At 50.9% G+C, this 6,653-nt stretch carries 1 protein-coding gene and 2 pseudogenes; all 3 read right to left on the bottom strand.

What is annotated here, in order from left to right; translation table 11 throughout:
• Positions 1 to 15: 15 nt before the first annotated feature.
• On the bottom strand, positions 16 to 1,860 hold the full coding sequence (locus M2277_RS31720) for a beta-ketoacyl synthase N-terminal-like domain-containing protein (RefSeq protein ID WP_481857765.1): 1,845 nt from the start codon (positions 1,858 to 1,860) through the stop codon (positions 16 to 18).
• 177 nt (positions 1,861 to 2,037) lie between these two features.
• A pseudogene (locus M2277_RS31715) lies at positions 2,038 to 2,598 on the bottom strand (KR domain-containing protein); the annotation flags it as partial.
• Between the two features lie 843 nt (positions 2,599 to 3,441).
• Positions 3,442 to 6,453, bottom strand: a pseudogene (locus M2277_RS31710) (SDR family NAD(P)-dependent oxidoreductase); the annotation flags it as partial.
• Positions 6,454 to 6,653 lie beyond the last annotated feature (200 nt).

Genomic DNA, 6,653 nt, shown 5'->3' with positions numbered 1-6,653 from the left:
CTCACTGGCTCCTCCCTAGTCGAATTTCTCCCAAAAAATATTCTGCGGAACGTCGGCTGCTGCTCTGCTGCCGGGTATCGTCATGGCATGCGTGTGCCACAGCCGCTGCTTGTTTAATGCCGGAAGTGGGACAGGCTGCCTTGTATTGCGTTGGAGAGCCAAATCCGCAGCCTCCTCCAAAATCACGTGGGCGTTGGTTCCCCCATCGGCAAAACAGTTAATCGCTGCGATTCTTGATGTATGAGCATGAGTCCACTCGGTATTTTCTCTGCCAAAATACAGCGGAGATGATTCTATGTCATAATGTGCCATAGCTTCTCGGCCAGATAAGAAAGGAACAAATCGTCCATGCTGCAGCATCAATACCACTTTAATAAAACTCGCGATGCCTTCGGCACAGAGCGGATGCCCGATATTGGGTTTCATCGACCCGAGCCCCAGCGGAATCGTGCTCGACTCCCGATAAATCGTATGGATCGCCTTAAGTTCCAGCAGATCGGTCACCGTCGTACCGGAACCGTTGGTTTCAACATAACTGATCTCCTCAGGTTTCCTGCCACTCTTGCGCAACGCGGATTGTAAAACTTCTCTCTGCGCCTGGATATTCGGAGTTGATGGACCTGCTGTCCGTCCGTCATTGTTAACGGCCACTCCCTTGATGACAGCGTAGATTCGATCGCCATCTGCAAGCGCCTGCTCCACGGTCTTCAACAGAACCATACCCGCACCTTCTCCCAGCACCACGCCATCCGCTCGCTTGTCAAACATATGGAAGTCCTGCACCGGACTTAAAATTCCCCGCTGCGCGAATATTCTGTGAGCACGATCCGTTGTCAGCAGACTTGCGCCGCCGACAATCGCTGAATCGATATCTCCTGCAAGGAGCGCTTGGATGGCCATGTTCATCGCTACCAGAGCTGAAGAACAGGCGGTATCCATCACAACGCTTGGACCACGGAGGTCAAGAAATTGCGAGATATTGGCAGCCAGATAGTTCTGTCCCACGGCCACAATGGGATTACGTGCTTGATGTAGGCTTGATTCTTCCGGCTGATGCTGTGTTCGCGCACCGAGGTAAACCCCGGTCGGCTTTCCCTTCATTTCTTGCATCGTATATCCCGCATGAGATAACAGCTTCAGACTTTCTTCCAGTACCATTAACGCCTGAGGATCCATGGCTTGGGCATCGGCTTTAGGAATCAGGAAGAAGGAGTGATCAAAGCTTGTAATGTCATTCAGCGTGCCCGCATAGAAGCCGCTGGAGTAACCCCATCTTTCATATGGGACCTGACGAATCGCTGATCTTCCCTCCGATAGAATCCTCCAATATTCTTCAAGCGACTCGGCACCCGGGAATCGGCATGACAAACCTACCACGGCAATATCTGAAGAAATAACTCCATGAATGCCTTTATTGGATGGTCTTCTTCTATCTTCTGAAGCCGCTGGTACCTGTGGTGGAGATTCTTTCCCTTCGTGTTCATAACCTTCCATATTCATAGACCCAAGCAACTGAGATACGGCAGCGGGATGGGCACTGACAAGCCACGCGGCCAATGATTCTATGGTTGGATATTCAAATAGCAGAGTTGGCTCCAGATCCAGCATGGCTAATTGATTCATTCGGCGCAGTAATTGAGCGATCATAATCGAATCTACGCCGTAATCCTGAAATGCTGTATCAAGCTCCAGCCGGGAGAAAGGGATTTTCAATTCTTCTGCCAGCAATTCGGCGAGCCAGACTTGCGTTTTATTTAATAGGCTATCGCCGCCAGGCTTGGGAGATACCAGCACTGCCTTTTGCCCGCCGTGCTGCGATCCGGTGTATCCTTCCGGGCGCTCCTGAATCGCATTTTGCATAAGCATGCCAGGATTCCATATCTCCGGATTAACAACAGCCGGCAGAATCACCGATTCTGTTCTGCTGGAGAGAATCTGATCCAACAGCTGCAGCCCCTCTTCATTTGTCACGCTCAGTAAGCCTGTCTGCGCATAAGCCTTGCTCCTTACCTCGCCCATACCAGCCTCTTTCCAGCTTGGCCACTGGATACTGATTACGGGATTCGCATGCTTCTCCTTCGCCGCAAAATAGTCCATATAAGCATTTGCCATGGCATAATCGCTTTGTCCGGAACCTAAAACAGGAATCGTTGACGAAACGGACGAGAAAAGCATAAAAAACGATAAGGCTTCATGTCTAAAGCAATCATAGAGTACTTGAAGTCCCGCCACCTTCGGGTCAAAAACCCGCTCGATTCCTTCAACCGGCTTCCTTACAAAGGCAGGATTATGCGAATCAATTACGCCGGCACAATGTAAAACGCCTCCAATTGGCCCCATCGTGCTTTTAACCGCTTCCAGGCTATGCCGCATCTTACGTTCATCCGTTAGGGATACGGAGAGGACCCTCACTTCTACCTGTTGTGCTTCCAAAGCCTGGATCGCTTGAATTTTGTGGGCCACAGCCGTATTCTGACCCTTGTAAAATCCCCATTCCTCTCGGGGAGGCAGCTCTTCCAGTCCAGTTAGAACCAGCTTTCTAACTCCGTATTTCCTTACAAAATGCGCGGCGCATACATATCCAATTCCCCGCGTCCCGCCTGTGATCCATAGTACATGGTCCTCTGGAAAAGCGAACGGTTCCTTACCGGGGCCGAAGCCCTGTAACTCATCCAGCGCTGCCCGATATCGCGTACCGCTCCGGTAACCAACTTCCGCATCCTCACTTTCAGCTGCGAATTCGCTGACGATTTGCTCAGCTAGGGCAAGAACATCATATGCTGCATCCACATCCATATGACGCGACCTCAAGCGGCTGTACTCACTCTGCAGCATTCGATACAGCCCCGCCCGATCAGCGCCCGACAAATTCACTTCGTTACTGAGGAATGACTCCAGCCCTTGCGTAACACCAAGGAGTGCCAGACCACCTGCGTCCGCATGCTCAATTACTTTTTGAAGCCAGGGAATCCACCCGGTCAACCCCGTCCCATTCCTGCCGCAGCCAACAACGTCGATACAGCCGCCATATTGCTTCCAATCCCGCTCGGTCTGATGAAACTCCTGTGCCATATCCTGAACATCAATGATCCGGCTGCGTGTGAAATGTCTCGACACATGCGCAGCTAATTCCATCGTTTCCCGGGTCGTCAATATGGCAATCGTTTGATTCTCGAACCTGCTCATATCAAGGGATGTTTCTATGCTTGCAGGTATCCACGTCTTGTTCAAAAAGCACATGTTACGCTCGACTGGATGATTTGGGATGACAGGAGGAGCTGCATCCTGTTTCGTTCCCGAACTTCTGTCCAACCGATCACGGCGATCATGACTCCCTTGGGGATACCAGTAACGCTCTTGAGAAAACGGATAGACCGGCAGGCTGATCCGGTGCGGGAGATTCTCGCCATATAGCAAGCTCCATTCCACATTCAACCCTTTCACCCAGAGACTGACGAGTTTGTTGTACTTTCTGCGCTGTATCCATTTAACAATGGCCTCCTGCAGTTCTTCATCCCTCGCAAATACAGATAACGTATCTTTATTACGCTTAACCTGGCCATAATGCACGCCGTCCCCATGCTCACGGCCTTCGATGTAATCCGTTAGTTTATCCACCAGTTCTCTCATCGTGGATGCAATCACGGCCAATCGTTCCTCCATGGCTTCCCGTCCGATTTGAAGGGTGTAAGCCATATCAATGAGGCTGTGTTCTTCATACTGCTGGACCGCGATATCCGCCAGAAGGCGCTGAGCCTGCAACTTCAGCTGCTCCTGATTCTTCGCGGACAATACAATGATGGCCGGATAATGGCTATCTGCTATCACTGGCGAAGGTTTCTCGTATCTTGGGATATATTCTTCTATCACGATATGGGCATTAGACCCGCCCGCTCCGAAGGACGAAACGCCCGCTATTCTCGGGTATTCCTTCCGTTCTCCGTCTATCTCTAACACGGGTCTTTTCCAATCGGCAAGATCCTGCTGAACAACAAATGGAGTATCGGCAAAATCGATGTTGGGATTCAGCACGCGGGAATGAAGCGAAGGAACTAACTGCTTGTACTTAAGCTGAAGCAGCACTTTGGTCAAACCTGCAATTCCCGCAGCACTCTCGCAATGCCCGATATTTGATTTAGCCGAACCGAGCGCACAGAACTGCTTGTCGCCCGTGTACTCCCGGAATATGCTGTTCAAGCCGGCAATCTCAATGGGATCTCCGAGCGATGTTCCGGTGCCGTGCGCCTCCATGTAACTGATCGTCCGCGGCTCAATCCCTGCCTTCTTAATAGCCCGGCCAATTACGCTCGCTTGAGCCTTGGGATTAGGAACCGTATATCCGTTCGTTTTCCCCCCGTGATTGATTGCGGTCGCTTTTATAATTCCATAGATCTGGTCCCGATCCTCAATGGCTTGGGCCAGCGGTTTAAGAAGAACCGCGCCTACGCCTTCACCGGGTACGTATCCCTCTCCTCCCTCGCCAAAACTCTCGCATCTGCCCCTGCTGGATATGAACTTCCCTTGAGACAGGTAGAGATATTTATTGGGATGAATCGAGACGTTGACCCCGCCTGCAATGGCAGCCTGGCATTCCCCTCTCTGCAAGCTTTGACAAGCCAGATGGATCGCTGTGATGGAAGATGAGCACATCGTATCTACGGTCATGCTCGGACCATGGAAATTGCAAAAGTAAGAAACGCGATTAGCGATGGATGCCGGAAGTCCGGGCAGCGCGAGAGGATTCCCCTGTATTTGTTCCTGAGCCCCATACAGCTGGTATTCCTGATACATGGATCCGACATAAACGCCGACATTTCCCTCCAGACTATAATCATGGTATAGGCCCAAATTCTCCCGGGTATATCCCGCATCCTCAAGCGTTTCATAAACGCATTGCAAAAAGAGGCGCTCTTGCGGATCCATCATTTCCGCTTCCCGCGGCGATATATTAAAAAACAATGGATCGAAGCGGTCTACGCCTTGAAGAAATCCGCCCCACTTGCTGTAGGCTTTTCCCGGTTTGTTACGATCCTCATCAAAATACAACTGGGAATCCCAGCGGTCTTTCGGTATTTCCGTAATGCAATCCTTGCCATTCTTCAACACCTCCCAGAACTGACCGATATTCTCGGCGCCGGGATAACGTCCGGACACACCGATGATGGCAATATCCATCGCTTCGGTTGTCCGTTCGTTCCGCTCGCTCCTGGTTGGCGACAAGAACCTTGAACGCCTGAGACTGGCAACATTCCGAAAGGCCTCTCCCTGTATTGAAAGGGGGGGCTCCGCTTGCTGAACAGCAGCAGGTTCTATGGGCTCTGCATCTTCCCTCTCTCCCAGAACCTCCTTCAATTGATCCCGGTAGGCTGTAATGAAATACCCCGTTAATTCCCGTATATTTTGATATTCAAAAAATAGCGTTTTGGACAATGAGCCGAAGGTTTTCTCCAATTCGTTGGTCAATTGCGTGGTCATGATGGAATCGATGCCATACTGCTCCATCGGAGCATCCGTTTCTATTCGCTGAACGGGCAGCTTCAAGACGGCTGATATCTGTCTCTTTATGAAATGTACCGCTATTTCCGCGAACACCTCTTCGCTCTTTTGAAGGGAATGGTCATTGTCCGAAGCTGGCAGCGACGCCTGTAACCGAACTGCAGGCTTCACGACTTGCTTCTCTGTCAATTTGGCATAGAACAGCTCAGGATTACCTGCCATGACAAGAACCTGGTCTTTACCGGACGTCCATGCACGATGGAAAGCAATCATAGCTGAAGGTGTCTCTATTGCGGCCATTCCCAGCCGCTGTTTCATCATCTGTGCGGACTTTTCATCAACCTGCATGCCGCCATCTTTCCATAAAGGCCAATTGACGGACAGCGTATGCCCACTTCGCTCGTTCGCGCGTACAAGTTCATTTCGGTATGAAGCGTAAGCGTCCATAAAAGCATTGGCCGAACAATAATCTGCCTGTCCTGGATTGCCCAAAACCCCATATATCGATGAAAAAACGACAAAAAGATCAAGCTTCAAATCCTTGGTTGCTTGATCCAAATGGACAAGTCCTGCCACTTTTGGCGCCATCACCGCCTGCATTTCTTCCGCTGTTTTATTGAGAATAAGACGATCCTTAATCACGCCAGCGCTGTGAAGGATTCCATTCAGCCCGCCAAACTCGGTGGCAATGTTACGAACGAGTTTCTCCACCTCTTTGAAGTTCGACACATCGACCTGCCTGTATTCCACCCTAGCCCCTTGAGTTCTTAATTGCTCCAGTTGAAGCGCTGAGTCGCTACCTGGCGCAGATCGGCCGGTAAGAATTAACGTCACATCCTTCGTGTGCCGGGCGATCTCATTCGCAAAAATAAACCCGAGACCTCCCAGCCCTCCCGTAATCAAGTACGTTCCGTTCTCTTTCCAAGGAGGGCTCTCTTCGAATGCCGGTGTCTCCATGACGTCCCAGCCTTTAACGAAGCGCTTCCCTTCCTGGTATCGAATATGAAATTCCTCCGGGCTGCAATGGTTCTCCCTCAATACGCCAACCAACCGCTCCGCCGATACATGCGGCTCCATCTCGATCATCTGTCCTACGAATTTGGGATTCTCCAGCCTGGCCGTCTTCAGAAGTCCCGATAAACCGGATAACAGACGAT

It is taken from the genome of Paenibacillus sp. LBL (genome assembly GCF_029893715.1).
Classification (GTDB): domain Bacteria; phylum Bacillota; class Bacilli; order Paenibacillales; family Paenibacillaceae; genus Paenibacillus_AQ; species Paenibacillus_AQ glucanolyticus.
Note: the sequence above shows the minus strand (reverse complement) of the source record. Positions and strands in the feature narration are given on the sequence as shown.